At 56.5% G+C, this 24,470-nt stretch carries 22 protein-coding genes and 1 pseudogene; 11 read left to right on the top strand and 12 right to left on the bottom strand.

The features are described 5' to 3' along the window. Nucleotides 1-1,384: 1,384 nt before the first annotated feature. From ADH66_RS10535 to ADH66_RS10480, 11 genes are all read right to left on the bottom strand, one after another. Nucleotides 1,385-3,814: a hypothetical protein gene (locus tag ADH66_RS10535; RefSeq protein ID WP_066541062.1), complete on the bottom strand. Its 2,430-nt coding sequence runs from the start codon at nt 3,812-3,814 to the stop codon at nt 1,385-1,387. Beyond that, complete coding sequence (locus ADH66_RS10530) at nt 3,780-5,903, bottom strand: hypothetical protein (protein WP_066541000.1); 2,124 nt, start codon at nt 5,901-5,903, stop codon at nt 3,780-3,782. The genes ADH66_RS10535 and ADH66_RS10530 overlap by 35 nt, the downstream gene beginning before the upstream one ends. Beyond that, nucleotides 5,881-6,852 (bottom strand): DUF3991 and TOPRIM domain-containing protein, encoded by a 972-nt coding sequence (locus tag ADH66_RS10525; protein WP_236757016.1) that lies wholly within the window; start codon nt 6,850-6,852, stop codon nt 5,881-5,883. Before ADH66_RS10525 ends, ADH66_RS10530 begins: the two co-directional genes overlap by 23 nt. Then, the gene (locus ADH66_RS10520; protein ID WP_066541063.1) at nt 6,801-7,787 is read right to left on the bottom strand and encodes a hypothetical protein; all 987 of its coding nucleotides are present in this window, start codon (nt 7,785-7,787) and stop codon (nt 6,801-6,803) included. The genes ADH66_RS10525 and ADH66_RS10520 overlap by 52 nt, the downstream gene beginning before the upstream one ends. Nucleotides 7,788-7,805: 18 nt before the next feature. Then, a complete protein-coding gene (locus ADH66_RS10515) occupies nt 7,806-8,234 on the bottom strand; it encodes a hypothetical protein (RefSeq protein WP_066541064.1) in 429 nt (142 codons plus the stop codon). After that, nucleotides 8,231-9,475 carry a VirD4-like conjugal transfer protein, CD1115 family gene (locus ADH66_RS10510; RefSeq protein ID WP_157767209.1) on the bottom strand — a complete coding sequence of 415 codons (1,245 nt, stop codon included), beginning with the start codon at nt 9,473-9,475 and terminating at the stop codon, nt 8,231-8,233. The genes ADH66_RS10515 and ADH66_RS10510 overlap by 4 nt, the downstream gene beginning before the upstream one ends. 10 nt (nt 9,476-9,485) lie before the next feature. Beyond that, nucleotides 9,486-10,073 carry a ClpP family protease gene (locus ADH66_RS10505; RefSeq protein WP_066541011.1) on the bottom strand — a complete coding sequence of 196 codons (588 nt, stop codon included), beginning with the start codon at nt 10,071-10,073 and terminating at the stop codon, nt 9,486-9,488. 13 nt (nt 10,074-10,086) lie between these two features. Continuing rightward, a complete protein-coding gene (locus ADH66_RS10500; protein ID WP_066541065.1) occupies nt 10,087-10,710 on the bottom strand; it encodes a hypothetical protein in 624 nt (207 codons plus the stop codon). A gap of 385 nt (nt 10,711-11,095) precedes the next feature. Continuing rightward, nucleotides 11,096-11,926: an Rpn family recombination-promoting nuclease/putative transposase gene (locus tag ADH66_RS10490; protein ID WP_088364426.1), complete on the bottom strand. Its 831-nt coding sequence runs from the start codon at nt 11,924-11,926 to the stop codon at nt 11,096-11,098. Between the two features lie 65 nt (nt 11,927-11,991). Further along, entirely contained in the window at nt 11,992-12,465 is a 474-nt protein-coding gene (locus tag ADH66_RS10485) for a hypothetical protein (protein WP_066541071.1), read from the bottom strand. Nucleotides 12,466-12,482: 17 nt separating this feature from the next. Beyond that, nucleotides 12,483-13,040, bottom strand: a complete 558-nt coding sequence (locus ADH66_RS10480) for a hypothetical protein (protein ID WP_066541072.1) — start codon at nt 13,038-13,040, stop codon at nt 12,483-12,485. Nucleotides 13,041-13,275: 235 nt separating this feature from the next. On the opposite strand from ADH66_RS10480, the gene ADH66_RS10475 reads away from it, so the two are divergent. The 5 genes from ADH66_RS10475 to ADH66_RS10455 all read left to right on the top strand — a co-directional run bounded on the left by ADH66_RS10475 (nt 13,276) and on the right by ADH66_RS10455 (nt 18,287). Continuing rightward, complete coding sequence (locus ADH66_RS10475; RefSeq protein WP_162288748.1) at nt 13,276-14,415, top strand: tyrosine-type recombinase/integrase; 1,140 nt, start codon at nt 13,276-13,278, stop codon at nt 14,413-14,415. A 601-nt stretch (nt 14,416-15,016) separates the two neighbouring features. Beyond that, complete coding sequence (locus ADH66_RS10470) at nt 15,017-15,886, top strand: LysR family transcriptional regulator (protein ID WP_066541077.1); 870 nt, start codon at nt 15,017-15,019, stop codon at nt 15,884-15,886. A gap of 81 nt (nt 15,887-15,967) precedes the next feature. Next, nucleotides 15,968-17,125, top strand: coding sequence for an iron-containing alcohol dehydrogenase (locus ADH66_RS10465; RefSeq protein WP_066541078.1), 1,158 nt, complete (start codon nt 15,968-15,970; stop codon nt 17,123-17,125). A 16-nt stretch (nt 17,126-17,141) separates the two neighbouring features. Then, nucleotides 17,142-17,540 carry a cupin domain-containing protein gene (locus tag ADH66_RS10460; protein WP_066541079.1) on the top strand — a complete coding sequence of 133 codons (399 nt, stop codon included), beginning with the start codon at nt 17,142-17,144 and terminating at the stop codon, nt 17,538-17,540. 21 nt (nt 17,541-17,561) lie between these two features. Further along, on the top strand, nt 17,562-18,287 hold the full coding sequence (locus ADH66_RS10455; RefSeq protein WP_066541080.1) for a carboxymuconolactone decarboxylase family protein: 726 nt from the start codon (nt 17,562-17,564) through the stop codon (nt 18,285-18,287). 138 nt (nt 18,288-18,425) lie between these two features. Here the strand turns inward: ADH66_RS10455 and ADH66_RS10450 are convergent. Continuing rightward, a pseudogene (locus ADH66_RS10450) lies at nt 18,426-19,629 on the bottom strand (IS110 family RNA-guided transposase). A gap of 324 nt (nt 19,630-19,953) precedes the next feature. On the opposite strand from ADH66_RS10450, the gene ADH66_RS10445 reads away from it, so the two are divergent. The 6 genes from ADH66_RS10445 (at nt 19,954) to ADH66_RS21750 (ending at nt 24,463) form a co-directional block, all read left to right on the top strand. Next, a complete protein-coding gene (locus ADH66_RS10445) occupies nt 19,954-20,727 on the top strand; it encodes an EFR1 family ferrodoxin (RefSeq protein WP_066541082.1) in 774 nt (257 codons plus the stop codon). A gap of 12 nt (nt 20,728-20,739) precedes the next feature. Beyond that, the gene (locus ADH66_RS10440) at nt 20,740-22,095 is read left to right on the top strand and encodes a prolyl oligopeptidase family serine peptidase (RefSeq protein WP_066541084.1); all 1,356 of its coding nucleotides are present in this window, start codon (nt 20,740-20,742) and stop codon (nt 22,093-22,095) included. 666 nt (nt 22,096-22,761) lie between these two features. After that, nucleotides 22,762-23,130, top strand: coding sequence for a sigma-70 family RNA polymerase sigma factor (locus tag ADH66_RS10435; RefSeq protein WP_157767208.1), 369 nt, complete (start codon nt 22,762-22,764; stop codon nt 23,128-23,130). A gap of 116 nt (nt 23,131-23,246) precedes the next feature. After that, on the top strand, nt 23,247-23,462 hold the full coding sequence (locus ADH66_RS10430) for a helix-turn-helix domain-containing protein (RefSeq protein WP_066541088.1): 216 nt from the start codon (nt 23,247-23,249) through the stop codon (nt 23,460-23,462). Continuing rightward, on the top strand, nt 23,455-23,817 hold the full coding sequence (locus ADH66_RS10425; protein WP_066541090.1) for a helix-turn-helix domain-containing protein: 363 nt from the start codon (nt 23,455-23,457) through the stop codon (nt 23,815-23,817). Before ADH66_RS10430 ends, ADH66_RS10425 begins: the two co-directional genes overlap by 8 nt. Before the next feature lie 220 nt (nt 23,818-24,037). Further along, nucleotides 24,038-24,463: a plasmid mobilization protein gene (locus tag ADH66_RS21750; RefSeq protein WP_407922925.1), complete on the top strand. Its 426-nt coding sequence runs from the start codon at nt 24,038-24,040 to the stop codon at nt 24,461-24,463. The last annotated feature ends 7 nt before the right edge of the window (nt 24,464-24,470 follow it).

Raw genomic sequence — 24,470 nt, 5'->3', positions numbered from 1 at the left:
CGAGGAAAAGCCGCGTCACCATTGCAAAGTCTCACGAAAAAATTTTTTTTGCGGCTACTCTTGCCAATGATTGGTTTTTGACTAAGCGTATTTTCAATCATAACCTTATCGAAGTACCGCGCACAAGCCGGAAGCCCTTGCCCTTAAAACCGAAACGATTGGCAGCTTTATCGTTTCGGCTGTGGCGGCTGTGCCGCTTCAGGGCACCCTAAGAACAGTCCGGGGGACTGTTCTTAGGGCAAGCGTAGCGCAGTAAAAGCCTCGGAGCGAAGCGGAGAGGTTGCCCGCCAATGGCGGGCAACGGCGTCGGCTATGCCGACCGTCACCCCGCAGGGGTGGCGTCGCCGCTTTTATGCCCTTTTTCCCTTTTTGGTCTTCTCGCGGGCCATAAGGCCCCGGAAGGCCAAGTTGGCCCATGAATAGCGGCATTTCGGGCGGTGACAAGCTGCAAAATTTGGTCAAAATTTTGTCATCCGCTGTCACCGTTGTCATCGGCGCCGCGAAAATTCCTCGTTTCATGGGCCTTCTGTGTCCTGTGTTGTCACCGCGAATTCGTAAAAAAAACGCGCCGGTGATAAGTCAAAAAATTGGGAGCAATCGCCCCGGCATTGCGACGGATAGTCGTGAGGGGCCCTCGTCCCGTTCGCAGCCTCGGGCAGTTTGCAAAACTGCAAAGCAGGCGGAGGTGTGCTGCGGGGTTGCAGGCGAGCAGCTTTGGATAGTTTGCTGATGGGCTGAGAACCTTGACGCGAGTTCCCACCCCTGGCTGTCGCTGGAATGGGGCCGCTGGCCCCCTATAAAAAAGAGGGCTCCCGGATGGGAGTCCTCTTAACATTCGTAAGCAGGCTTCAGCTTGGGCATTGGCGGGCAGGACAGAGGCAGGGATGACAACCGTGCGACCATGGTGCGACAGGTTGTGGGACATGGAAGCATATTGCCAGAAAAGGAAAGCTGGAAGTTTGTCGCACTGTCTCACCTATTTTTGAAAACTTTTAAGTAAACAGAAATAGGCAGCATACAGAAGACAGAAAAAGTTTTTTGGCGGGGTGCGACAATGCGACAGCCAATCCGCATATCATGGCTCTGCTGTTATCATCCTCCCCCTTTGTCCAAAGCCCGCATTGGGGGGCTGCCTCGGCGCTGGCCCATTCGTGGGCCTTTTCGGGGCCAATTTTGGGCCTTTTCGGGGCCAATTTTGGGCTGAAAGTACCCGTGGGCCTTTTAGGGGCCGTTTTTGGCCCTTTTAGGGGCCAATTTTGGGCTGAAAGTATCCGTGGCCCATTCGTGGGCCTTTTAGGGGCCATTTTTGGCCCATTTCGGGGCCACTTTTGGGCCAAAAAAAGAAGCAGCCCCAGCCAAGTTCTGGCCGGGACTGCTCTGCGTGTTAGCTTTGAATCAGGAACCTGTTGGCCTGGTAGCTGCCCTCCTTGGAGACCGCTGCCTCCCCGTCCAGGCTGTCCAGGTACTGCGCCCCGCCTTTGGACTTGGAAATGAAGATATGCAGCCGGGTCTGGGTGAAGCCCTGGGGACTGTAGTCCGCGTAATCCTGGCTGAGTACCAGCAGGATGCCCAGCTCTTCCGCCTTGCGCTTTGCCAGTTCTACCAGCGCCTGTGCCGCCTGTGTTTTGGCCTCCGGCCCTAGGCCGCTGATATATGGCCGTTCCAGGAATAGGGTCATCTGCTCGCGCTCCTGCTGGCCGGTTCCCCCAGCCTCCAGGTCCACAAAGGTCAGGCTGCCGCCCCCGGCGCTGGTCCTGCGGCACTTGGTCAGCCGCAGGAATGCCCGGCCCACGATACGTCCGTCCAGGCGGGCATACAGCACCTTCTTATTGCTGTCAAAGGCCGAGAGCAGGCACTTTCTGTACATGCCGTCCAAGTAGGACAGGCAGGTCCGCTGGGGCTGGCAGCCCAGGAGCATGGTGTCAAAGAAGCCGTCATGCTCCCCGGCCTCCATGCCGCCAACCGTCACAGCAAGATTCTCCGGCCACTGGCTCTTAACCCGGCTGGGGATATTCATGTCCAGCTCCCGCCGCAGGTCGCCCTCATGGTACTTCACTTCCCGCAGGCGGCCCATCAGCTCGGCCTTTACTACCCGCAGGTACGCTTCCTGGTGGGCTTCGTCCAAGCAGCGCATATACGCGCTGGCAATAGCCGCGCCGTCCTGACTCAAGAATCCGGCAATACTTTCTCTGTGCTGTTCTATGAAATCAGCAGTCAGGCCCATGGTCTGGGCCAATGAGCGCCAGTCACCGTCTACCTCCATAAGACGCGCCTTGAACCCGTCCATAGTCTGAAACTGCCCCAGGGCATCCAGGCTGCGCAGGGCAAGCAGGACGTCGCTGCGGCTCTCCATGCCCGGCAGCAGGTGCCGAACGCCGTCCAAGTGGACCAGCAGCCGCGCCGTGTCCGCCGGGGACAGGCCGTCAATATGGCTGAACAGTTCCTGCCTCCACACGCTTAGCGGCTTTTGGTCCAGCAGGGCGGCGAGAGCGTCTATTGAACCGGCGGCAATATCTCTAAGCGCCTCCCGCTTGCACACTTCCTTGAACACCCGCAGCCTATAGTCCTGGCTTTCCGATTTCAAGGCGTGATAAAAGTCCAAATAAGGCTTCCGGACGCCGTACAGCGCCCGCAGCTCGGGGAATGTGTAACGCCTGCCGGGGACAAGGTGCTGGATATCCAGCTTTGCCCTGCGCATCCAGGCACAGCAGGCCAGGTCTTTGGCAGAAAGTTGGTTGAGGTTGAAGTGCTCCCGGTAGAGCTGCCCTTGCAGTAGGAAGGAGAAAGCGGGCAGGTCAAGGAACGCCCCCGGGTTCCCATCTACCAGACGGATGAAATGAGCCTTGCCGTTGGCCATGGCGTAGAGCAGGACGTCCTCCAGGTGCTGGGGGAGGGCGGCGAGGTCCAGGTTCTTGAACTTTACGCCGGAAATCAGATTGACATAGCCGCTGTAGCTGCAAAGGGCCTTTTCCCAATCCATATCCCCATGCAGGGCCGTGCGCCGGACCATCTGGCCCAGGGCGTTCAGAGAGCAGCCGTCGTGCTGCCAATGGTCCAGAAACCGGGCGGCGGCAGCGGGAAGCAGCTTGTCCGTCAGGCGGGCCAACAGGCGGATGTGCTCCCCCGGAGCCTCCGCAAAGCGGGCATACTCCGGCATACCCAGGTTTTCTTTAATTTGCAGGTTGTGCAGAAGCCAGGGTATCTTCCGCAGGTCCGGGCAGCGTTCCAGCAGCTCCCACACCTCGCGAAACGGCGAACTGCGGAACAGGGTGCTGCCAGGCACGTAAGGCTCCAAAAGCTGGTCCTGCTGCTGGCGGGTAAGCTTCACGGGCACATCCCGGCATTGGCGCAGGCTGTTAATGACCGTGTCGCGCTGTTTATAGGGCAGCACCATGGAGGCAAAGTTTTCCAGGTAGACCAGCCGGGCGTTGGGTTCCAGGCCGTCATATACCAGACACTCTACCAGTTCTTTCAGGCCATAGCGGGTAACAGCAACTCCGTGTTCCTGGCAGGAGGCCAGCAGGCTGTCCAAGCGGTCAAGTTGCCCCTGCTCCAGCAGCGGCAGAAGCCGCGCCAGATACCGGGCAAAGTCCTGCCTTTGAATCAGTTCCCGCTGTATGTGCGGGCCCATGGCCGCGTCCCCGGGGAGTTCCCGCGCCACGCGGCCGCAGGCTTCCCCCAGCTGGGGAAGGCCATACTCTTTCAGCCAGTCCAGCGATAAGTGACGTTCGTTTAAGTCCAAAATGGCGGCGGCCCGCTCTTTTATCCGTTTTCCCAGGTCAGCAGGCCGGACACATTGCGCTGTCATTGTCATGCTCAAAATCCTCCTTTATTTTTTGAATCTGCTCCTGTACATCCGGCCACTCTATGGCATTGTTTTTCAAAAGCAGGGCGTAGACAGCCAGCAGGGCGGTCAGTTCCTCATGTTCCAGCTGGCCAGCAGCCAGCCGGCTGGGAAGCCCCTCGCGGGCGATGCGGCAGGCCAGAGATTGCTTACTGTGGTAGTCGCGGTAGCTCTCCAGAAATTTGAGAACGCCCTGCCAGTTTTCCGCGCTGGTATACCTATCCCGCATAGCTTGCAGTTCTTCCCGCTTTTTCCGCTCCTCTGCCTCCTGCTTCCTGGCGGCGATTGCAGCGCGGTCAGCCTGCTGTTCTTGCTCTGTCAGATACCGTGATTTGAGTTCCCGGACAACATAATCTGGGACCTGTACCCGGCTGATTGCCAGGTCGAATAGTTCCCGCTGTTCCGCCGGGGAGAGCAGCTCCGGCGCGAACCCGTCCCGCAGGATTTCCGACACAAGGCCGGCGTATTTTTCCGGCTCGTAGCAGAAGCAGTAGTCCTGCAGCCAGTCCAGCAGCTGCCGGTGGCCGTCTATGTCCAGAAAATCACGCTTCAGGTGCAGGGACTCCGAGCGGGAGTAATAGCTATAGTTAGGACGATATAGACTTTCCTTAAAATCCCTGTGCTCCCAGTTCCAGAAGCGCTTCAAGCCGGGCATACCGTACTCGGAGAAGAATTTCTCATAGAACCGGTATGCCTGCGCGGTGGATATGCCTTTCAGGTATCGCCGGATATTGCCCATAGCGTCCGGGCTTTTGACATTCCCCTCGCTGTCCAGGCTTTCCTGGAAGCAGGCCCATAGGTCAACGAGGCCGTTGTTCACCAGTAGGGAAAAACAGGAACTGTACGCTTCTCCGGTACAGGCGGTTTTGTAATCGCCGCCGGTGAGCTGGTCGTAGCGCGTTATCCGGGCTGTTAAGTCCTCCGGAGAAAGACCGCTGTGCAGGTCCCGCTCAAAAAGGCCCTTGTATTTGTCCTGGTCCATAGAACCTGCCAGGGAATCCCACTTGGAGTCCAGGATGTCGAAGCCGTCCAGGGCCGGGTGCCCTATCCCCGCCAATTTTGTGAACCAGGCGAAAGTGGCAGGCTCCTGGATTCGCGCCCCCTCTTTGAGAGCGTCTGCAAGGGTCCCGCAGCCATAGCACTTGATGCGGAACCGGCTGTACTTACGAAAGAGCCATTCAAGGGCCGGGTACACTTCCTCCGGGAGAGGGACAGGCTGGCCCAGAGCCGTCTGGAACAGCCCCACCACGATTTTCTCCGTCACCAGGGAGTCAGGGCCCAGCTTGCTCTCTGGGGCCAGCGCCGCCTGCATATTCAGGCAGGCGATTTCCAGGGGCGTGTAGCCGTGGGATTCCAGCACAATATAAGGCTTGCTCCCCGGCTTGACATTCGAGGCGGGCAGGGCACATATGGCCCGGAACAGGGCCGTGTCCTTGCCCCGCAGGGTCTTGACGTGGGGTGCGGCATGGGCAATCAGCCAGGCGAACAGGCGCATATTGCCTATGGCGGGCACAGTGCGTCCGCTCCCCAGCAAAACGGACAGCTGAGGGCGTAAGGCGCGCTCGGCCTGGGCGAAGTCCGGCAGGACGCTCATGGCGAAGAGCAGTTCCTCGGTCTTGGCGCACTGTGTACCCAGTAAAATCCTCTCCCAAAGGCCGGCGTCCTTTTCGTCCTCCAGCAGATAGCGGGCGGCGGTCAGGTAGATATCGCCCCGGAACTCCTCCCGCACTTTCCGCATGAAGTCCACCCGCTGGGGGCCGACGAACATTTCATCTGTCAGCAGGTCTTTCACATAGCCAAGGGCCAGGGCAATAGCCCGCAGGTCGGGGAGGGCCATGCCAAAGCGGGATTCGTAGCGTTCCAGCAGCTCGCCCAGGTAGAGGAAGCCGTACTTGTCCTGGAGGCCGCTGGCATTGGCGGTATTATCGTAAAACAGGCAGCGCTCTTTTACAAACTCCCTCTGGGCGTGGCTGGCCCCGGCTGTTTCCAGCACAAAGGCGATAATATCATTGAGCAGGCTGGTGTTGACCTCTCCCTCATAAATTTTCAGTTGCGTCATTCTGTCCTCCTTGTTGCAGCCGCAAACGCAGCCAGTCGTTATAGTCTTTCCCCTGCGGGGGCGGCAGGTCGTAGAGCGCGTACCGGCCCCGCAGACAGTCCATGATACATTCCGCAGCCCTGCGCCCTGGGGGGTCGTTGTCCAGGTGCAGGCCGATTTTCCGGATGCCTCTCTCGTCATGCAGAAACTGCCCGAGAGCGGGGGGCAGGCCGTTTCCCGATACCCCGCCCAAAGACAGCAGGTGGTCCCGCCGCCAGAATCTTCCGTCCAGCGTTTCCAGGGCGGCATAGGACAACAGGTCGACGGCCCCCTCAAACACATGGAGCGCCGCGCTGTCAGCGGCCCGGACGCGGAACGCGAACCGCTTGTCGCTGCCCCTGGCCTCGCCCTTAAAGCTGGAGTTCACCCCTCTTAGGGCGGCATACCGGGGCTGCCCCCGGGCGTCAAAGCCTACGAACACGGCGTTGTGATAGGGCAGGCTCTCATAGAGCAGGCCAGTCCGCAGGCAGTAGTCAATTATGGCTTGGCCGATACCGCGTTTCAGCAGGTACGCGGCTGCACGTTCACTGGACGGGCTTGGGTTTGGCAAAGCTAACTTGCGCTCATGATTTCTGGGCGCAAAAAAAGACGGCATACCTGCCGCCTTTCCATGAAGCCGCTCCATAGCTGTCGTGAACGGCAGATTCTTAACCTTGATAAGATAGTCCAGCGCCGAGCAGCCGCCAAAGCCCTGGGAGAACCAGTACCACTTGCCGTTGCTGATACGCAGGGAATCGTGCTCTTTGGTGCAGAACACCCCCGGCGAGACCCGGCGCAGGTTGTCCGGCTCGTAACGCTGTAGATAGTCCAGCAGGCCGATTCCCCGGACATCCATAATCGCATCTTTGCCGTAGTACATCATGCCGGGATGGCGGCGGGGGCGGGCTGAATGAAGCCAGCCGCCAGCCATTGGTCGAAGTCCTTGCGGGATACCGGGACAGGCTCCTGTTCAGGCAAGTCGATAAAGCTGTACAGGATGGACTCCGCGTCGCTGCCCACAACGGCAAGCTCCCACCCGCCTTGCAGGGTGTAGCGCTTCTCTGGGACAGGCTGGAGTAATGCGGGCTTTGGAACGGCTGGGGCACGCTCTGCCTCGGCCGGCGCGGCCTGCATCCTCCGCACGGCTTTGGCAATCACGGACAGGCACATGGCGGCGGTTTCTGTCACGGCGCTGCCCAGAATCGTCAGGGTAGACGGAGTGTTGAAGTCCAGCAAGCCGTAAAAGTCCTCGTCTATGAAATGTGGCGAGGGGTCAAGCCCGCACCTTGACAGAAGCATATAGCCCACGCTGTTCTCTATCATGGTGCGGTAGGCGGCAAGCAGGTTATCGCTGTCCAGCTCTTCCAGCAGACTGCCGGGGCTATGGGCGGCCAGGTCATCTAAGCGGTCGTCCAGGGTGCAGGCGACCGTCTTTCTGGCAGCGGCAAGCAGGGTTTCGGCAAAGCCAGAGGCGTCCTCCAGCTTGCCGAGGTAAGACTCCAGAGCCTTACCTATCCCCTTTTGATTTTCCGGCCGGACGTGCCAGAGCGGGACCGGTCTGGACTCATCCGTTTCCCTGGTGTCGGCTATGTCGTAATAGTATACCAGCTTCTTCCCCCGGCCCTCCGGCACAGGGACGCCGTGGCAGCCCTTCTTGACAGGACGCCCGTACACGGCCTCCCAGTCGCTGGATTTCATCAGGGCGGCAGCGTCCGGGCGCTGGGCATAGGCCAGCACCTGGGCCGGGAAGGGCAGCTTAAAGCTCCGGCTGGCAAAGGCCAGAAACTTCCGCCACTCCTGCACATCCAGCAGTTTTTTCATGGTCTGGCGGCTGAGGGCGCGGAGGGAGTCATAGGTCGCGGCCATATGTGGAAACCTCCTTTTCTATATGATTTCAGACTTATACACATTGTAATCGTACCCGTCCTCCGGGACTTCATCCACCCACAATTTGCAGGCACTGTTCCCGCCGAAACGCTCCCAGGCAAGCTCTTCCGCTGGCTCGGGGCCGTCTGCCATGACTACCCCGCACCTGCGGCCGATAGCGGCCCCTGTGCGCCGGGCGCAGACAGTCATGCAGAAGAAATAGGGTTTCCTGGCAGGCTCTTTCCCACCCAGCGCTTCATGGGCCCGGATAAGCAAGTCTCGTTTGGCGGCGGCAAGGCTGTCGAAGTAGTGGCCCCAGCAGTAATCGTTCCCGGCTTTGCACTCCCAGGTAACAAATTGCTTGCCGTTTTCTTGCTCTCCCAGCACGAACTCCACGTCCCCGACATGAACTGAATCTGTAATTGTGTAGCCTGCGTTTGTCCTCATGCAATTGCCTCCTCTTGGTCAGTTTTTTCGTAGCCCCGGCGCTCATGACAGCGCCGGTGGCTGTATAGGTCGAATTTCCTGGTGAGCCTCGGCTGCTCTCCCCGGGCGAACAGCCACGCGCTGTCCAGGGGCATAGACAGCATCGTGCCGGTGCTGCGGTTGGCCTTGAGGCCCATGTACCGGGCGGTCTCCACGTCCTGCCCGCCCAGGTACAGGCAGTGGTCGCAGTTGTTGATGATGGTCATAGCCGCCGCGTGGCCGTACATACTCTCCAGCTGGGAAATGCTCTGCAAAATCACGCTGGCGGAGATATCTCGGGAACGGACAACGGACAGTATCTTGTCAAAGTCCGGGATGCGGGCGTTGGCGGCAAAGTCGTCTAGGATGAAGCGTACCGGGACGTTCAGACGGTGGGCGGGATTGTGGTCCGCTTCATCGCAGAGGACGTGCAGGGCCTGGGTGTAAAACAGGTTTGCCAGCCGGTCCATGGAGCGGTCGGTATCGCTGACGCCGAGAAACACGGCAGTCTTTTCCCGGCCCAGCCGGGCAAGGCCGATTTTGTCCGGGTTGTGGAACATGGCCCTGGCCCCCGCATAGTCCAGCGGGGCCAGCTTTTCCGCCAGGAACATGAGCACGCAGGCGTTGGTACGGTCGGCCTTTTCGCCGTCCCGGCAAATAGAGTAGCGGCGCGCGGCGAAGGAGTCCGGGTCCAGGACGGCAAGCTCGTCCATCAGCTTCGAGAGCCTGCCCGTGCCAATCTCCCGGGAGAGGCGTACCACGGAGTCCATGGTGTGCTCCTCTTCCGGCAGGCTCTCCAGCACATAGCCAATGATGCTCTCCAGGTAAATCCGGGCGGAAAACTCCCAGAACGGGTCCCGGGGCGTCTCGATGGGGATAAGGGCGGCGGAGACAGCCATAATGTCCTGTTCGTTGTGGCGGTTGGTCTTGGGGTCCAGACGGATGTAGTCCAGGGGGTTGTAGCCGCTGGACGGGCCTCCGCAAAGGTCAAGGGAGAGCACCTTATAGCCATTTTGACGAAGTACGGCCTCGGTCTCGGCCCGCAGGCTGTTCTTGGTGTCAGCCACGATAAAGCTCTCGCTGCATTGCAGGATGTTGGGCAGCACGTACCCCCGGGTCTTGCCCGCTCCGCTGGGGCCGACAATCAGGTCGTTGTTGTTCAGCCCCGTGGCGTGGGAGTTATTGTCTGCGAGGCAGTCTTGGGACAGGATTCTATAGCTCATGGTTTCCACCTCACATTTCTTCCACGATGTAGTCAGCCAGGCCGAAGCCGACAGCCTCCTGGGCGTTGAAATAGGTATCTTTTGCGGTACAGGCGAAAATCTCATCCAGAGGGCGCCCGGTGTGCTTCGCCAGAATCCCGGCTGTGATTTGCCGGGTCTCCATCAGGTTCCTGCTCAAGCTGTCGATGGTTAGGGCGCTGCCATTTATACCTGTAGTCAGCGGGTCGTGAATCATGATTTTCCCGTGGGGTAAAATCCCCCGCTCTGTGCCGCTGGCAAACAGGATAGCGGCCATGCTGGCGGCAGTACCCACGCAGACGGTGCGGACGGGGCACTTGACAGCCCGCATCACGTCATAGAGCGCCAGCCCGCTGGCAACCTCGCCGCCCGGGCTGTTGATATAGACCGTGATGGGGGCCGCAGAGTCGGACTTCTGTAAGTATCTCAGCTGCAAAATGATGGAATAGGCCGACTCCTGGGTGATTTCGCCGACAAGTTCGATTTCCCGCTCTTTGAACAGTTCATCCTGCAAGCTGTGGGCTGTGGCGCCCTCGCTGGTTTCGGTCAGAATATTGGGCATGGTGTAAAATGGATTCATAGCAAAAACCTCCTTATATCATGGTGAATGGCAGGACCAGCAGGTAGTGGCGGATGCAGGCGGCCGCAGCGGCTTCCAGTTCCCCGGCCAGGTGCAGCGCCTCGCCGATTTGGATTTTCCCCTCGTCCTCCGGCACATAATGAACGGCAATATTTTCATGGATGAAGCGGGAGAAATCCATAGGCTTGCCGCCGGTCATCCCATCCACTGCCAGGGCCATGGCCTGGGTGCGCAGGGCGAGTATGCGCCTCTTGAGATGGCTGTCGGGTGCTTTCAGGCGCTCGGACAGGGGGAGGCGCTGGTTACTGGCTGGGGCAGACGCAGGCCGGCAGTCGGCAAAGGCGCGGCCCAGCAGCGCGATGGCATCCACGAACATACCTGAGCCGCTGCCGCCAGGGAACGGGGCCTCACACAGCTCCTGTATGGCCCGGGACATTTGCCGGTAGGTGATGACTGCCCCATCGTCTGGGTCCAGGCTGAGAATCCGCTGCATCTGCTCCCACTGTTTCCCCTCCGGGAAGAAGCCGTAGGCCGGGGCGCTGCCCCAGCTTTGGAGGATTTTAGGCAGTACGGTAGGGTCACTGCAACCCGTTTCCTCCAGGGTCTGTAGGCGGGTATCAAGGGATATGCAGCTCATGGCAGGTCACTCCTTTCAGGTGAAATTACGGCATGGCGGCTCCTGGCATCGGGACGATGCGGCTTTGGACAAAGGGGAGGATGATAACACCAGAGCCATGATATGCGGATTGGCTGTCGCATTGTCGCACCGTCGCAGCCTGTCAAAAAACTTTTTCCCAATACTATACACTACCTATTTTTCCTTACTTTTAAAAGTTTTCAAAAATAGGTGAGACAGTGCGACAAACTTTCAGCTTTCCTTTCCTGGCAATATGTTTCCATGTCCCACAACCTGTCGCACCATGGTCGCACGGTTGTCGTCCCTGCGACTGTCCTGCCCTGGGCAAATAAAACAGGAGGCAGGTCCAGTTGACCTGCCTCCCATCACTTTTCTGCTGTGCTTGTTACTCGTCCAGCATCTTCCGGTACTTTGGCCGGTCACTGGCTGGGACATTAAGCAAATCCATTGCCTTGTCCGCTGGAATATCAAGGTTCTCCATTAGAGCCTTGAGGTTGGCAAACAGTTTGCTTTCTTCCCCCTCCTGCCTGCCCTCCTGCCGGCCTTCCCACTTCATATCCTGCAATTTCATAGCCAGCGTCATATAAGTCCCCTCCATTTCTTCATCGGTTTTCACAGCCTCCACCGCCTGCTCTATCTGGGCCACATAGCCCGAGCGAACGTCCAGCGGCCTGCCTCTGTAGCCCGCGTCAATGTAGCGTAGGAAGTCCAGCACCTCAGCGCTGCTGTTGCCCTCTGTGAAGCTGGCGTTGAGGATGTAGGCATGGGAGCCGTCGTCGTAGGCAATATCCTCCGCGCCTTCTATCACGGACCTGCGCCTGTATACCGCCAGTCCGCGCTTGTAGTAATCGTCCGTGCAGATAAAGATAACAAAGCTCTGACGCAGCTCCCGGTAGCTTTCCGCCGATTTCAGGGTCCTGCGGTCAATGCTGCTCTGGTAATAGCGGATGCGCTTTTCCAGGCCATAGCTGGCTCCGGTCTGCATCTCCACGTCATACTGGGTGCGGCTCTCGTCCTCCAGGCACACGTCCAGACGCACGCCGTGAAGGGCCGCGCCGTCTGTCAGCTCTTTCTGCTTGTCTATCGCCGTGATGCTGCCAATCTTCTTGCCCAGCAGGGCCTCTAAAAAGGGCTTTGCGTTCTCCGGGCGGCGCATGACCTCCCCGAACATAAAGTCGTCCGCCAGCGTCAGCTCATGGAACGGCTTGATTGCCATGGGTATCACCTTCTTTACTATTAGTATATTCTTTTTTTCAGGGATTTGCAAGGGCTTTGGCTGTATCAGGCTGCATTTTCCTCCAGGTCGCCGGGCTCAACACGCCAAAGCTCGTCCGTCAGGTCCTTTAGTGTGCAGGTCACGCGGGGGCACCTCTCTGGAGACTCGGCGGGCAGGATTTCAATGCCCAGCGCCAGCACCTTTCGGTAGACATTCTCACAGCAGAAGTATCTGCCCCGGCTGTCGTTTCTCAAGTGGGACAGGAAGAAGTTATTGTGGTCCACCCCAGCGCGGCGGATGCCGAAAATCTCCACGGTATAGTAAGGCTCTGTGACAGGACGGGGTTCCAGCTGCTTGCGAACCATATCCCAGCTGATAATGAAATCGCTGGCGAAGCGCTCACAGAAGCGGCCCACGTCTTGGATAAGACGCGTGATAATGCTGGACAGGTTTAAATTGTCCAGGGTTCCGGTCTCAGTACAAAGTATGCGCTCACACTGCTCGAAGTTGCGGACGATAATCTGTGGGGTAGGTTGCAAAGGTTTTCCTCCTTTCATCAGGCCAGCAGGCTCTTGCCGGTGGGTTCCATAACGCGGTGGGGTATCCTCTTGACTTCCGTGTACTCGCCAGGGGCATAGTGCTCTAACATGAAAATGAAGCCCTCCCGCAGCCGGTCGCAGGTCTTGTCAAAATCCTGGACCAGCTCCACCCGGCCGCGCAGGTCCTGCATATCCCAGCCGGCAAAGTCCTCGTACATGTCGATGGAGCGGCCGGGATAAAGTGAGTAAGTGCCGTCCTCGTTTGCCTGGGCCTCGTACAGCACCAGGTAGCCGCTGCTGCGACCGTTGAAGCCGATATGGTAGCCGGTGCGCTGGTAAAAGTCCGAGACAGTACGGGCAAAGAATATGTCCCAATCGGGAGCCTCCACCTCGCCGCTAGCCACGTCATAGGCCAGGTCTTGCAGCTCGCTGGGGATATCCAGGTTCGGCACCTTGACGTCGTTGGCGTAGGATGTTGACCGGTTCCAGGCGTTCATGGTGTTATAGCGGTAGTGGCGGGCCAGGAAGCCGGTCATGGCCTCCCGGCTGCGGCGGTTGACTTTCTGGTAGAACATGCTGCTCATCTCCTTTCGCTGGCCGGGGCCAGCGTCATTTCCCGCCACCCTTGGCATCGGGAGATGCAAAGGAGGAGCCTGCCCGGGTGGGCAAACTCCTTTTTTGGGGATAGTGTGGAAGCGGGTGTTAGCGGCCCTTTTCAGCTTTTTTGATATTTTCAGACAACTTCATAGTGAATGTAATGGCAAAGCCTTTAAGCGAACCGATGACCGCTGGGGAGGTACGGTCTGGTACATGGATGAGCGAGGGGAGCGACAACGGAAATCTTTCTCTGGCAAAACCAAGGCAGAGGTTACGAAGAAGATGACCGATTACGTTGCGGCCTTTAACGATACCTTGCAGGGGTCCGATGAATCTCGCAAAACGCTCAGGGAGAGCATGACCCACTGGCTCCAAGTGTTCAAGTTTCCTTCGGTGGAGCGCACAACCTACGACCGCTGTGAATGTACGTTAGAGCATCAAATTTTTCCTCTGCTTGGTGATAAGGTGGTGGGTGACATCACTGCTGCTGACCTCAAAGAATTGCTGAACCACTGGATGAGGAATGGCTACGCCTACACCACGGTGAAGAAAGTTTACATCGTTCTCAACGAGTATTTCCGCTACCTAACCCAGCAGGAAATCCTGGTGAAGAACCCCATGAACAGTGTACCCATGATAAAGAAATCGAACTTCATGGCGGCTCAGAACAAGGAAGATTTGCCCACGCAGGAAACGGTCACGGTGTTCACGCCGGAGGAAATAGAGAAATTCAAGGCCGAGGCATTCAGCAAATTTTCAAATGGCAAGCCAAAGTACCAGCAACCAGCGGCATACATTCTCATGCTGAACACAGGGTTACGGACAGGCGAACTGCTGGGCTTGCTAAATAGCGACATTAATTTGGAGGGCAGATACCTGGAGGTACGTCAGGGCGTGAAAGAGGTTTGTAAGCGTGAAGGAACAGATTACGTCCCCGGCCGGGAGGTAAAGGTAGGCAAGACCAAGACGGCCACCAGTAAGCGCCGTGTGCCCTTAAATGGGGCCGCAGTAGCCGCGATAGAGGAACTACGTGCCGAACGCGATTTCGGGCCAAATTCGCCCCTTGTGAGCGACGAGAAGGGCGGTTACACCCGCCCGGTGAACTTCCGAAAGAGGTACTACCGAATCTTGAAAGCAGCGGGCATAGAACAAAAAGGGCTACATTCACTCAGGCACCACTTCGCCACGCAGTTGATAAACGGTGTGAAACAGCCAGACGGCACAATTCTCGCCTTATCACCCCGTCAAGTAGCCGACCTTCTAGGCCACAGTACCTCTCAGATCACCGAGATGTACTACGTCAAGAAGGATACCACCCGCCTGCAAGGAATCACAGACGGGTTCATTTTTTAGCCAGAGCAGGCCGATGCCACCGAACAAGCCCCGAAATTTTGATGATTTATTGATGATGTGCCAGACGGAAAGGTTAGAAACGGATACGACCAGATGCGAAAATGAAGCGCAAAACAGGCAAAATGGAGCGGCACTATAGACCGCATACCACCACCCCAAAACACGAGAAAAGCCCGGAATTCCAAGGAATTCCGGGCCATGTCTGTGGCAGGGGCAGAAGGATTCGAACCCTCGGCACGCGGTTTTGGAGTGGATGTGGAAAAGACATGAGAGGACATACAACAGCCAGTTTTCCGCGCCGTTGAGCCGTTTGTGTTCCCGAAAAGTACGCCACAAAAGATTTTGATGATTTATTGATGATGTTGGATTTTCTCAGCCCTCAAAAAGGGCTTTTTTCATCTGCTTGTCTGAAAAAACTCTCAGAAAACTACATAGATAATACCATGCACACAAGCTAACTGTCAAGAGTTCGTCAGCTCAAAATTTGCGCCGCTAAACAAAGAAAACAATCAATTGCATGAATCGCTCTCAAAAACTCTTGCAGTCCAACGCCCCTACCTGATATACTATAAGTCAAAGTGAAAATGAGAGGAGAAACATAGTGGATTTACGCGTTCTCGAATACTTCCTGATGACCGCCGAAGAAGGCAGCATCACCCACGCCGCCGAGCTCCTCCACGTCTCCCAGCCCACCGTTTCCCGGCAGCTGATGGACCTGGAGCGTGAGCTTGGCAAGACACTTTTTATCCGCACAAAAAAGAACGTCAGCCTCACAAAGGACGGCCTCCTCTTTCGTGAGACCGCCCGAGAAATTCTCGCCCTCTACCAGAAGGCCGTGCGAGAAGACACCGGCGCCGCGGAGCTCTCCGGCGAGCTGTACCTGGGCATGGGCGAGACCGGCTCGGTGCGATTTTTGGCAGAGCAGATCGCCGCCTTTCAAGTGCTGCACCCCAGCGTACACTTCCACCTGATATCCGAAAACGCCGACCGCATATGCGAGGATATCGAGAAGGGGCTGCTGGACGCGGGATTTGTCATGCGGAATGTGAATCCGGCCACCTTTGAGATACTTGAGCTGGGCCTGACAGAGACCTGGGGTGTGCTGGTGCCAGAGAGCCATCCATTGGCCGGGGAGCCGGAGGTATCGGGCAGGCAGCTCCGGCAGGAGCGGCTGATATTGCCGGAGAACACCGTATTCAAGCAGGAGCTTTTGCGCTGGCTGGGGCAAGGGGCTGAAGAACGGGTAGGGGCCACCTACAACCTCATCTACAATGCCTTTCCCCTGGCCCAAACCGCCGGCGCGCTGATCGTCTGCCTGGGTACGGTCGGGGAACGCCAGGAGGGCCTGATCTTCCTTCCATTCGCCAAGGGTAAGACCGCCTCGGCGTCTCTGATATGGAAGAAAAAGCCCGTGCAGACTCCGGCGCTGGAGGCGTTCCTTGAGCATGTGGTTCATGCAATTTCCGAATAATGCTTTATTCAAAATGGGCATTTTACATTTCAATGGCCTTCTGTTATAATGTAACCAACACAAAAACAGGAGGTCATTTTCATGAAAAACTTTTTCTATCACGCACCGGTAAAGGTACTGTTCGGCGAGGGCGGCGTAGAGCGGCATTTGGGTATGGAGCTGCGGGCTTACGGCAAGACTGTCATGCTGGCTTACGGCGGCGGGTCCGTGAAGCGCAGCGGGCTCTACGACCAGCTCACCGGTATTTTGGAGCAGGCAGGCAAGACTGTCGTTGACTTCGGCGGCATCACCTCCAACCCCACTTATGACATGGTGGTAAAGGGTGCCGAGACCGTCAAAAACCAGAACGTTGACTTCATCCTGGCCGTAGGCGGCGGCTCGGTGATGGACTGTGTGAAGGTCATTTCGGCGGCGGCGAAGGCCCCCGGCGACTACTGGAAGCTGATTTTCGAGGACCATTACTACCCCATGAGCGGCACACCCTGGGGCGCTGTCGTCACCCTCTCGGGCACCGGCTCGGAAATGAACGGGCTGGGCGGTATCAGCAATAAGGCGCTGAACACGAAAGCCACCATGCCGGGCACCCCCGCCGGCTTCGCTATCTGTGACCCCACCTATCTGCTGACAGTACCGCAAAAGCAGCTGGCCTCCGGCATTTTCGACAATCTCAGCCACTGCATGGAGACCTACTTCGGCCCCGGCGAGTGCGTGTCCGACGCCATGAACGAGGCCGTCATGCACGATATTATTGAGAATGCCCGGGCCTGGCGGAGGGACCCCAAGAATATCGAGATTCTCGGCAACCTCATGTGGGATTCCTCCCTGCCCCAGACGTTCCTCTTCAACTGCGGCAAGGAGGGCGGCTTCCAGTGCCACCCCATCGAGGCCCAGCTTTGCGCCTACACTGGCGGTAACCACGGCATGGCCCTTGCAGTCATACACCCCAGTTACTACCGGCACATTGTGAAGGATATGCCCGAAAAATTCGCCCGGTTTGGGCAGAGGGTGTTCGACTTAGACCCCGCCGGGAAGACCACTCAGGAGCTGGCGGACGAGGCCGTTGAGGCTGTGGCTGCGTTCGTGAAGGAGCTGGGGCTGGACAGCAGCTTTACCGGGCTGGGGCTGAAGGTGGACGAGGATATCCTGCGCAAGGTCGCGGAGAATTGCGGCGTGAACGAGAGTATGCCCCGGGTGCTGCCCAGGGAGGAAATTTTCCAAATGCTGATGGAAGTCATGTAACCAAAAGGAGAAAACCATGAGCGGCACACTATTCCCCAAAGGCGGGCCGAACCCCGCCGGAGCCTATTTCACCGGGCAGTCATACCTGTCTCCCTTGAGCAAGGCGGGCGTTCAGATTTTTAATGTCACCTTCGAGCCGGGATGCCGGAACTTCTGGCACATCCACCACGCCAAGTCCGGCGGCGGGCAGATTTTGCTCTGCACCAGCGGCCGGGGCTGGTATCAAGAGTGGGAGCGTGAACCCCAAGAACTCCATTTTGGGGACGTAGTGAACATTCCACCAGAAGTCAAGCACTGGCACGGCGCGGCAAAAGACAGCGAATTCGTCCATGTGGCGGTGGAGGTGCCCGGGGAGGACTACTCCACCCAGTGGTGCGAGCCGGTCAGCGACGAAGAATACAGCAAACTGCCCTGAGCAGGAAAGGAGCAAGAGAGAATGGATATGAAGAAAATTTTCCCGGGCCTTAGCGAGAGCGACCCGGAGTTCGCTCAAATTTTCACAAACTTTGCCTTTGGCGAGGCGCTAGACACTCTACCGGAACTGCCGCCTATGGATGATTCTACACGCTACCTAGCAATTCTGGCCACCCTGCTGGGCTGTCAGGGGCTGGGCGCTTTCCGGCTCATGCTGCCCCTGGCCCTGGACGGCGGGCTTACCCCGGTGGAGGTAAAGGAGGCTGTATACCAGGCCGCGGCCTATCTGGGATTTGGCCGTATACTGCCCTTCCTGGACGCGGTCAACGAGGAATTGACCTGCAGGGGCATAGCCCTGCCATTGGAGCCCCAAGGCACCGTTGAGCCCGAACAGCGCCGGGAGGCGGGGAACCAGGTGCAAGTGGAGGCCTTCGGTGAGGGTCTGCGTGAGAGCTGGGAGCAGGGCCCCAAGGAGAAACGGCACATCAATAGCTGGCTTGCAAGCAATTGCTTTGGTGATTACTACACCCGCAAGGGCCTGAGCCTGCCCCAGCGGGAGATGATAACCTTCTGCTTCCTGGCGGCACAGGGCGGATGCGATCCCCAGCTCACCGCCCATGCCCGGGCCAATATAGTGGTGGGCAATGACAGGCTTTTCTTGATCCATATGGTCAGCCAGTGCCTGCCTTATATCGGCTATCCCAGAAGCCTGAACGCCTTGAACTGCATTGAAAACGCTTCAAAATAATCAAGACCTGCTAAAAAAAGTCAATAGAAAAAAGCAAGAAAAGCAAAAAAATAAATGTGTTGCAAAAAAGAGTATATGGAACCAGGCCACCGCCAGCAGTAAAAAGCGTTGGCCTGGGATAATTAAATTCATAAACAGTTATGCTTCTAAAGAATCGAGATAAGATTTCACAGAAGCATAGTAAATACGCAGGAACTTGTTAGCGGAAGCCATCATGTAAACTTTGTAAGGCTTGCCCTCAGAACGCTTTTTGTCCATAAACTGGTAAACAGGTTCATCGGCTGGAGAGCGGATCAGGATTGCAGTCATAATCAAAAACAAGGTTCTGCGCAGAGCAGGAGAGCCGCGCTTGGAAATGCTGCGGCTGTGGATATTGAGAGTGCCAGACTGGTAAGGCGGTGCATCAATCCCAGCGAAAGCAACCAAGGATTTCTTGGACTTGAAGCGGCCGCACGTCGCCAATCTCAGCCATAAGCTGGGGGCCGAGGGCAAGGCCGACACCGAACTTTTCCATTACCACAAAATATTCGGGTAGAGTAGAGGCTAAGGACTGCATTTTCTGCCTAAGAGCCGCAAGGTTTGAGGAAGCAGCCATGAGTTGTAAAACGGCCTGGTTGACCAGAAACTTGGTAGTGTCGGTTTTAGCAAACACGCTGACACAGGCGCTGGCGTGTCTGTGAATTTCACAGGCTTTGTCCACGTTGAAATGATATCCATGTTTACCGCACCATTTCTGGTATCTGGCGATAAAGACATTCTCAGAAAGCCCAGAAACACAGCCGCAATGCCAGAACTTGTCCACAAAGTCTACCCACTTTTCAGTGCCGTCAGCCCTTTGCGGGCTTGTGAAAAGGCGATTTGAGCCTGGGAATACCATGTCCAGCAGAGAAATCAGATTGTTTTTGAGCATGGTCTGAATCTTTGCGCACTGCTGGTACTGACGGTAGCAGGTCTTGAGCAACGCCCTGGTATCTTCCGGCGGTGCATAAGGTAAAAGGTCAGCCCAGTGCTGCAGGCCGTAGTCAGCAAGTTTCTCTGCGTCCTTCCTGTCCGTTTTAGCGGGTCGCAGGCTGTTGTTTCCATATCCATGTATCAACACAGGATTGACGACCGAAACGAAAACACCCGCACTATGCAAGGTGGAAGCAATAGGCAGATGATAGTTACCTGTCGCCTCCATGACCACACGAATCTCACCGTCCAGGCTTTTCAGCAGCTTTGCCAACTCGCTGAGTTCACTGGCGGTGTGGTTGATCTCAAACGGTGAAAGCACTTCTTCGCCAACACGCTTGACACATACTGTGCTTTTGCCCTTTGAAACATCGATGCCAACAGAGTTCATTTACATTCCTCCAATACAATATTGCACAACCGGAACCCATCTTTTCTCGCTGCCGATTCAATCTATTGGGTGACACGAACTCTGCCGGCAAATCTATCTTCCCGCCCATGGGTGGGAAGATGAACCACAGGACTGGCTCAATCTGCTTAAACCGAACGCTGCAACAAGAGGATGGCGGACTGTCTTGATTACGGACTTTGAAGCCCCAGGAGGTATACGTCAGCCAGTTGCCACTCTTATTGTAGCTTAGGCACGAGACGGTGAAAAGCCCTTCTGGTTGAAGGGTTCTTTCGACCAAATATATTGTAATAGGAGGAAAACATCATGGTCTTTTACTTCACCGCCACCGGCAACAGCCTCTATGCCGCAAAGCAGTTCGACATGGAGCTCGTCAGCATTCCCCAGGAGCTGAAAAAGACGGAGCGTCATTATAAGGCTGATTCCATCGGCATCGTGTGCCCGCTCTATGAGCTGGATATGCCCGAGGTCATCAAGGAGTTTATCAAAAACTCGGAATTCGAGACAGATTACTTTTACATCGTCATCACCTACGGCTGCCACCACGGCGGCGTGGCTGAGCGGGTACAGGAGTATCTTACAAGTATCGGCAAAAAGGCCGACTACATCAACACCGTTATCATGCTGGACAACGCCCTGCCGGTGTTCGACATGGAGGAACAGAAAAAGCTGGAGCCTGAGAAGAAGGTTGACGATCATTTAGCCGCCATCAAGGCCGACATCGATGGCAGAAAGCGGGAGATACAGTTTGCATCGCAACGTGAAAAGGACTTCTATCAGGGGTTTGTCAGCATGATAAAAGAGAACGGCCCCATGCTGTCAAAGCCCTACTACCGGGTGACGGAGGACTGCATCGGGTGCGGCATATGCTCACGGGTGTGTCCTATGGGGTGCATATCTGTGGAGGACAGCAAGGCCGAACACGACTATACCGACTGCGTAAGCTGCATGGCCTGCATCCACGCCTGCCCACAGAAGTCCATACAGTTCGCCACCTTCAAGGAAGTCAACCCTGAGCGCCGCTACCGCAACCCCAACATCCCGCTCAAGGAAATTATTGCGGGGAATTGCCAAAAGTAAAGGAGGACAACCATGTACCCATACAAAACCTTCACCATTGTTACCGACAACGGCCCCTACATCACCAAGCTCATTTTGAAAGCCCCCAAGTCCGTCCGCGCCGAGTGCATTGACAAAGACACCTTCTCCGTCTACGTGGAGCGCATCGACCCCAAGACCGGCAAGGGCTTCCTTGAGAACCACACCTGGCCCGGTCCGAAGATTTTCCCTTCCCAAGGCTACCGCCCGGTGTCGGCGGCATACCCCTGCGACGAGAACGGCGGTAAGGTCTACCAGTCGGGGCACATCGCTCTGGAGATGCCCTACCAGATGGGCGCTCCCATCGGCTACTCTATGGCGGCGAGCCTCCGGGAGGGCGGCTACAACGCCCTGGTGGAGTGCCGCTACCGGGTCACCCAGGTGAAGGATATCCCCGGCGAAGTGCCCATAAACGGCTGGATATTCGACGAGTCCCAGGGGGATATCTGCCCACAGCTGAGGGGATGGCAGAATGGGTGCTCCCACTATGAGCCGCTCCCTCTGAACTACGGCTATTTCACCCCGGACTTGGACCATGCCAAGCAAAGCTTCACCGCCCTGGACAGCAACTACGGCGACGAGTGGGAGCATACCTTCCCGGAGAAGCTGCCCCTGGTGATTTGGCTCCACGGCCACGGCGAGGGCGGCGATGACCCGGCTTTGGCCTACACCGGCAACAAGGTGGTGGCCATCTCCTCCGACGATATTCAGCGCAAGCTGGGAGGCGCGGCCTATGTGCTGGCCCCCCAGTGCCCCACCTTCTGGATGAATTCCGGCGCGGTGAACCATCAGGATCCCCAGGAGCTTACCAGCAGCAAAAGCATGTACACCGAGGCGGTGAAGGCCGCGATTGACGAGTTTATTGAGCTGCACCCGGACATCGACCGGGATAGGGTGTATATTGGAGGTTGCTCCAACGGCGGATTCATGACCATGCGTATGCTCCTGAGCTATCCGGACTTCTTCGCTGCGGCATACCCGGTCTGCGAGGCCTTGCGGCCCAGCGATTTCTCTCAGCAGGATATTGAGAACCTTAAGCACCTGCCCATGTGGTTCACCCAGGCTGAGAACGACCCCATCGTGCCCCCAGACGGCCTCGTGCTGCCACTCGTGCAGCGGCTGAAAGCGGCTGGCGCGGAGAATGTCCATGTTTCCCTATTTGAGCGGATCGTGGACCAGTCCGGGCTGCATAAGGACGGCCAGGGCAGGCCGCTGGAGTATATGGGGCACTTCTCTTGGATACACACCTTTAACGATGACTGTGTGTATGATCTGGATGGGACGAGAGTCATGCACGAGGGGCGGCCGGTGACCTTGTGGCGCTGGATGGGGAGGCAGTGCAGAAAATAGAGGAATATACGGAAAAGGGCATGACAGAAAACACCTAACATCAACCAAGCAACAGGCTGTTGAGCCGTGTGAGGGCGCTGTCGGACGATTTGAGGCAGTGGTAGGGAAGTTGACCGACCACAGGTAAAACACCGTGTTGTGGCATTTGTGGCGATTTGTGAGGGATGATTACCACAGTGCAGATATGCAGGACTCTGAAAGATTTTCCAGCCCCAGAGGACGCAGAAAGCCATCAAAAAGACAAGCAGGTTAAAGCGCGGGGGCGCTGGTCGCCATGTGGCGTAGAGTTCATGCAAAACATGAACTCTTGTCAAGCACCGACCGAGCCGACAGGCGAGACCTACCGCGCGGAAGACATCGGACGGCAGAGTCGACTGAATTTCTGGCACTCAAAATTTGCGCTGCATAAACAAAGAAAAAGGCTTTTCGACAATTCCAATCTCAGTATTGCAATTTCAGTGCGAAAGTGTTAAAATAAATATAGCGAAAGCTAAAAAACACACAGTTTCGGTGAGGTTACACTCGTGTGGCCTCTGACTTTCATGGCGCGCATCGGACACTAAAATTGCCCCGGGATGCGGGAGATCATGAACGTCCACAGTATTTGGCGCTGTGCCGACAGCGCTGTGTGGCCTTTCCTAAACGGAAAGGAGTCCGATGGTCATAATGTACGAGGGTGAGCCGATCTCAGTGCCAAAGGAGGTCGCAGAATTCCTGGAGCAGGACAGAAAGCGTGAGCAGGCGGAGGCCAAGCGGGACCAAAGGCATCTTAGTAAAGGTGATCTCGAAATGGTGCTGTCCCCGAAAAGCTATTGCTTGTACTCGTTGGACGATCTTGCGATCAGGAACCTCCGGCTTGAAAATTTGCGGAAAGCCGTGGCGTGTCTGGACAAGACCAAGCAGGAATTGATCCAGCTACGCTATGGCGAGGGGCTGTCCTTGGAGAAAATCGGAGCGATCCGAGGCGTATCCAAAATGGCAGTCTCAAAGCAACTGAAGAAAGTTCACAAAGAACTGAGGAGTTCCGTCTGGTGACGGGCTCCTTATTCTTTTTTGTTTCGAGAATTTTTTCTAAATTTTGGTTTACAAACTGTCTGCGAGTGTCCTTTATTATGTAGGATCAAATAGAAATCTATGGAAGGAGAATGCGATTGAAACAATCAAAATTCAAAAGCTATGATGAACTGCCGCTGTTTTTGAACGCAAAGACAGTGGCGCAGGTGCTGGGTATTTCGCTGGCGGGTACCTATGAACTACTGCACCGAGAGGGCTTTCCAGTGGTGAAAATCGGGTCACGGTTGGTGGTTCCCAAGGAAAAATTCCTCGCTTGGGTTGAGGAACAGGCAGGAGGTAGATGCCATGAATAATTTTCTGAGAGCACAATGCAGCGGAGCAAAGAATTTCTTTCCTCTGCCTAACGCTATCTTTAGTTTAGGGTTGTCTACGGGGGAACTGGCTGTCTATGCGTACCTCATGTACTGTGAGGATAGGAAGTCACATCAGTGCTGGCCCAGCTACAAAACGATAGGCCGGGCGGTGGGCATGAGCCGCAACACGGTGCAGAAGTATGTGCGGGAGCTTGAGTACAAGGCGCTGATTATTACGGAGCCTACAAAGTACGAATCTGATGGCAGGCAGGTTCGAAATGGTAATCTTGTTTTTACGATTCTGCCGATTCAAGGAGCAATTGAGTACCACAATGAGTGCCAGCTATCGGGGTAAGCGTTTGTAATCCCTGTGAGGGCCGTGTCGGGCAATCGTGGCAGGGGCTAAGGAAGCAGCGACAGCCAGCATAGAACGCCGTGTGAGGGCATTTGTGGCGATTTGTGAGGGCTTTTTGAAAGAGAGCAGAACCCACAATTTTCCAGCCTTATTTCCGGGGATGAAAGGGCGAAGGGCGCAGAAAACCTGCCTTTAGGCAGGGCAAGCATAGCGTCCGGCTATACGCCGGACGCAGGAGCCGGGAAATCCCGGCTCTCCCCCCCGGCCCCCTAAAGGGGGAGTTTTAAGGGCAAGGGCCATAACAGAGAGCAGAAAGGAGAGTGGATTTGCACTGAAAAAGAAGACAACTATCATTACCGCAAGGCTCACGCCGAGTGAAAAAGCCGCCATCCAAAAGCGGGCAAGGAAGGCCAAGATGACTATGACGGACTACATTATCCAGTATGCGCTGGGGAAAGAAATCGTCCAGGTGGATGGATTGGGTGAAATTCTTTCAGAAATAAAAGCCCAGGGACGCAATATAAATCAGCTTGCTACGCTGGCGAATATGGGGAGGCTCAGCGTGGTTCAAAGCGAGGATTTGATTGTTGCCTACAGTAAACTGTGTTCTCAACTGGAGAAAATTGCCGGGGAGGTGAATAGTTGACGCTGAG

Source organism: Acutalibacter muris (genome assembly GCF_002201475.1).
Taxonomy (GTDB): Bacteria; Bacillota; Clostridia; order Oscillospirales; family Acutalibacteraceae; genus Acutalibacter; species Acutalibacter muris.
Note: the sequence above shows the minus strand (reverse complement) of the source record. Positions and strands in the feature narration are given on the sequence as shown.